We start from the raw sequence: 4641 nt of genomic DNA on the forward strand, positions 1-4641 counted from the left end.
CCCGTGAACACGAACCCGACCCGACCCACACCACCCACAGCCCCGGACACCACACCCGGAACCTCACGACCCCCGGCCAACGCCCCCAGACCCGCCACGAGTTCATCGACATCCGCGCCGAGCACCACCGCCCGCTGCTCCAACGCCGCACGCGACACCGCCAACGAAAAGCCGATACCGGCAAGGTCCACATCCCGGCCGCCCTGCCCCACAAAGGCCGCCAAGCGCTCCGCCTGCCCCGCAAGACCCACCGCGGAACGACCCGAGACTACCCACGGCACCACCGGCAGTGCCCGTCCGCCGTCCGCAGGCTCAGCGGCCTCCTCGACAGGAGCCTGCTCGATGATCACATGCGCATTCGTGCCGGAGAACCCGAACGACGACACACCCGCACGCCGCGGACGCCCGGCATCCGGCCACGGCTGAGCCTCCGTCACCAGCCGGACAGCCCCGCCCTCCCAATCCACGTGCGAGGACGGCGCATCCACATGCAACGTCGCCGGAACGACACCGCGCTGCATCGCGGTCACCATCTTGATGACACCCGCGACACCCGCAGCAGCCTGCGCATGCCCGATGTTCGACTTCACCGACCCCAGCAGCAACGGCCGATCGGCCGGCCGGTCCTGGCCGTAGGTCGCCAGCAGCGCCTGCGCCTCGATCGGGTCACCCAGCCGGGTACCCGTGCCGTGGCCCTCGACCACGTCCACATCACCCGCGGACAGGCCCGAGTTGGCCAGGGCAGCACGGATCACCCGCTGCTGCGACGGGCCGTTCGGCGCCGTCAGACCGTTGGACGCACCGTCCTGGTTCACCGCCGAACCGGTCACCACCGCGAGCACCTGGTGCCCGAGCCGCCGCGCGTCCGAGAGCCGCTCCAGGACCAGGACGCCGACACCCTCGCCCCAGCCCGTCCCGTCCGCGGACTCCCCATACGCCTTGCAACGACCATCCGCCGCCAGGCCGCCCTGCTTGGTGAAGTCGATGAACGTCCCCGGCGTCGACATCACCGTCACGCCACCCGCCAACGCCAGCGAGCTCTCACCCGAACGCAGCGACTGGCACGCCAGGTGCAGCGCCACCAGCGACGACGAACACGCCGTGTCCACCGTCACCGCCGGACCCTCCAACCCCAACGCGTAAGCCACCCGCCCCGAGGCCACCGACCCCGTGCCACCCGTGCCGAGGTAGCCCTCGACCTCCTCCGGCACGAAGTGCGAGGGCAGGTAGTCGTGGTAGAAGAGCCCCGCGAACACGCCCGTCGCACTGCCCCGCAGCCCGGTCGGATCGATCCCCGCGCCCTCCAACGCCTCCCAGGACGTCTCCAGCAACAGCCGCTGCTGCGGATCCATCGCCATCGCCTCACGCGGACTGATCCCGAAGAACTCCGCGTCGAACTCACCGGCGTCGTACAGGAATCCACCCTCCCGCGAGACGCTCTTTCCGACCGCCTCCGGATCCGGGTCGTAGACATCCGTCGCCCAGCCGCGGTCGGACGGGAACTCGCCGATGGCATCCGATCCCGAACTGATCAGTTCCCAGAACTCGGTGGGGGACGACACACCGCCCGGGAACCGGCACGCCATCCCGACGATCACCAGGCGGTCGTCGTCCAGCGGCGCGCGGCCCGGCACCGGGAGCACGGCACTCGCCAGTGCGGCAGGACCCTCTCCGACCAGCTCGGCCAGCACGAAGTCGGCCAGCGCGGTCGGGCTCGGGTAGTCGAAGACGGCGGTGGCGGGCAGGCGCAGGCCCGTGGCGTCGTTCAGCCGGTTGCGCAGTTCGACGGCGGTCAGGGACTCGAAGCCGACGTCACGGAAGGACCGCTCCGCATCCAGGCTGCCCGGCCCGGCCATGCCCAGCACCAGGGCGGCCTGCGACAGGACCAACTCCCTTACGGTGTCGAGCCGTTCCGCCGTGCCGAGCGCCGCCAGCCGCGCCGCCAGCACGTTCCGGCCGTCGGCGCCGGGCCGGCCGACCGTACGACGGGTGTTCGCCCCCGCCCTGGTCGCGCGGACCAGGCCGGACAGGAGTGCCGGGACCTCACCGGAACGCCGCAGCGCGGACAGGTCCAACTCCGCTGCCACCAGCAGCGCTTCGGACCGACCGGCCACCCCGTCCAACACCGCCAGACCCCGCGCATCGGACAGCGGAAGCAGACCCTGACGAGCCATCCGCCGACGGTCCGCCTCCGACAGGCCACCCGCCATCCCGCTCTCCCACGGACCCCACGCCAACGACACCCCGGGCAGGCCGAGACGACGACGGTGGGCCGCCAGAGCATCCAGGAAGGTGTTGCCCGCCGCATAGTTGGCCTGACCGGCATTGCCGATCACACCCGCGATCGACGAGAACAGGACGAAGGTGTCTAGGTCCAGGTGCCGGGTGAGCTCGTGCAGGTTCCACGCCGCATCGGCCTTCGGCCGCATCACCGCGTCCAGCCGCTCCGCCGTCATCGAAGCCAGGACCCCGTCGTCGAGGACACCCGCCACATGGACGACCCCGGTGAGCGGCACGCCCTCCAGCACACCGGCCAACTCGGCACGGTCGGCGACATCGCACGCCGCCACCGCGACCTCGACACCCAAGCCCTTCAGCTCGGCCACCAGCTCCGGCATCCCGGCAGCATCGATGCCACGACGCGAGACCAGCAGCAGCCGCTCCACCCGCCCGGCCGCCGCCAGGTGCCGGGCGACCAGACCGCCCAGCGCCCCCGACGCGCCCGTCAGCAGCACAGTGCCCGCCCGCTCCCCGACACCCACCGGGGCCTCGGGCGCCGACGGCACCCGCACCAGACGCGGCACCCGCACCAGACCGGCCCGCACCGCGAACTGCGACTCACCGGAACCGACACCCGCCCGCAACCACTCCACGACCTCGACGGCAGCGAGATCATCGACATCGGCCAGCACCAGCCGGCCCGGGTTCTCCGCCTGAACGGCGCGGACCAGACCCCAGACAGGAGCCGCCGTGACGTCCACCAGTGTTCCGGGGCCGGCGTCCACCGCCCGCTCGGTCACCACCATCAGCCGCGACCCGGACAACGCATCCGCAGCCAACCACTCCTGCACCAGCCCCAGCACACCGACCGCGACACCACGCGCCACACCCGGAACATCCCCGCCGCCTGACCCGGGCACGACCCGCACCACCACGACCTCGGGAGCAGCCCCGCCGGCGGCCACGGCCGCCAGCAACTGCGCCAGGCCGGCGTGCGCCTCGACGCCCGGCAACTCCTCCCCGAGCACGGCCCAACACTCGCCCGAGTCAACGGAGTTCACCGCCGGGGCCGGAACCCACTCCACCCCGAACATCGACTCCCGCGCGGAACCCGCGCCGCCCGCCAGGTCCTCGGCCGAGGCAGCCCTCAGCACCAACGACTCCACGGACGCCACCGGTTCGCCCGCAGTGTCGGCGAGCGCCACCGAAACGCCCTCACCCGAGGCCGACGGCGCCACCCGTACCCGCACGGCCAGCGCGCCCGAAGCGTGCACCGTCACGTCGTTCCACGCGAACGGCAGCATCAGGCCGTCCCCGTCGGCGCCGAGGCCCGCCACGTGCAGGGAAGCGTCCAGCAGGGCGGGGTGCAGGCCGAACCCGGCCGCGCTCACACCGTCCGGCAGCGCGACCTCGGCGAACAGCTCCTCACCACGCCGCCAGGCCCCACGCACTCCCTGGAACGCGGGACCGTAGACAAGACCACGCCCGGCGAGTGCCGGATAGAACCCGTCCAGGTCGACGGCGGTCGCACCGGCCGGGGGCCACTCGGCCAGAACGGCGTCGGGATCGGCATCGGCAGCGGTCAGCGAACCACTCGCGTGCCGGGTCCACTCCTCCCCCGGCGCGGCATCCTCGGCCTGGGCGTACACGGCCACCGCCCGGCGCCCGGACTCGTCCGCCTCGTCCACCGTCACCTGGATCCGCACGCCGCCGCGGGCCGGGAGCACCAGCGGCGACTCGATCAGCAGTTCCTCGACCCGGCCGCAACCCGCCTCGTCACCGGCCCGCACCACTATCTCGACCAGCGCGGCACCCGGAACCACCACCTGCCCGGCGACCACATGATCAGCCAGCCACGGCTGTGCGGACAGCGACAACCGACCGGTCAGCACCACGCCGCCGGTGGCCGGCAGCTCGACGGCCGCGCCCAGCAACGGGTGACGTGCCGAAGACTGACCCAACCCGGCCGCATTCACTCCGTGCGATCCGGCCGGCAGCCAGTAGCGCTGCCGCTGGAAGGCATACGTCGGCAGGTCGACCCGCCGGGCGCCGGTGCCCGCGTAGAGCGCGGCCCAGTCGACGGGCACGCCACGCACGTACGCCTTCGCGAGCGCCGTCAGCAGAGCCCGGGGCTCGTCCCGGCCACGCCGCAGCAACGGCAGCCAGACATCATCCGCCACCTCACCGTCGGTGCCGGTGGCGGTGCGGGTCTGGGGGCCCATACCGGCGAGGACACCGTCGGGGCCGATCTCGATGAACGTCCGCACACCGGCCGCACGCAAGGCGTTCGCCGCATCACCGAAGCGGACGGCCTCACGGACATGCTTCACCCAGTAGGCGGGGTCGGTGACCTCGTCGGTGACCGGCTGCCCGGTGAGGGCGGAGACCATCGCCAGCTTCGGCGTCCCGTACCCGACCGCG

General features: G+C 72.5%; 1 protein-coding gene. It reads right to left on the bottom strand.

Translation table 11 applies throughout. The annotated features are described in order from the left end of the window. Nucleotides 1-4641: type I polyketide synthase (locus tag ABTY61_RS41655; RefSeq protein ID WP_502895545.1), on the bottom strand; the 4641-nt coding region annotated here is incomplete at both ends.

Source organism: Kitasatospora sp. NPDC096128 (assembly GCF_040303105.1).
In the GTDB taxonomy this organism is placed as follows: Bacteria; Actinomycetota; Actinomycetes; order Streptomycetales; family Streptomycetaceae; genus Kitasatospora.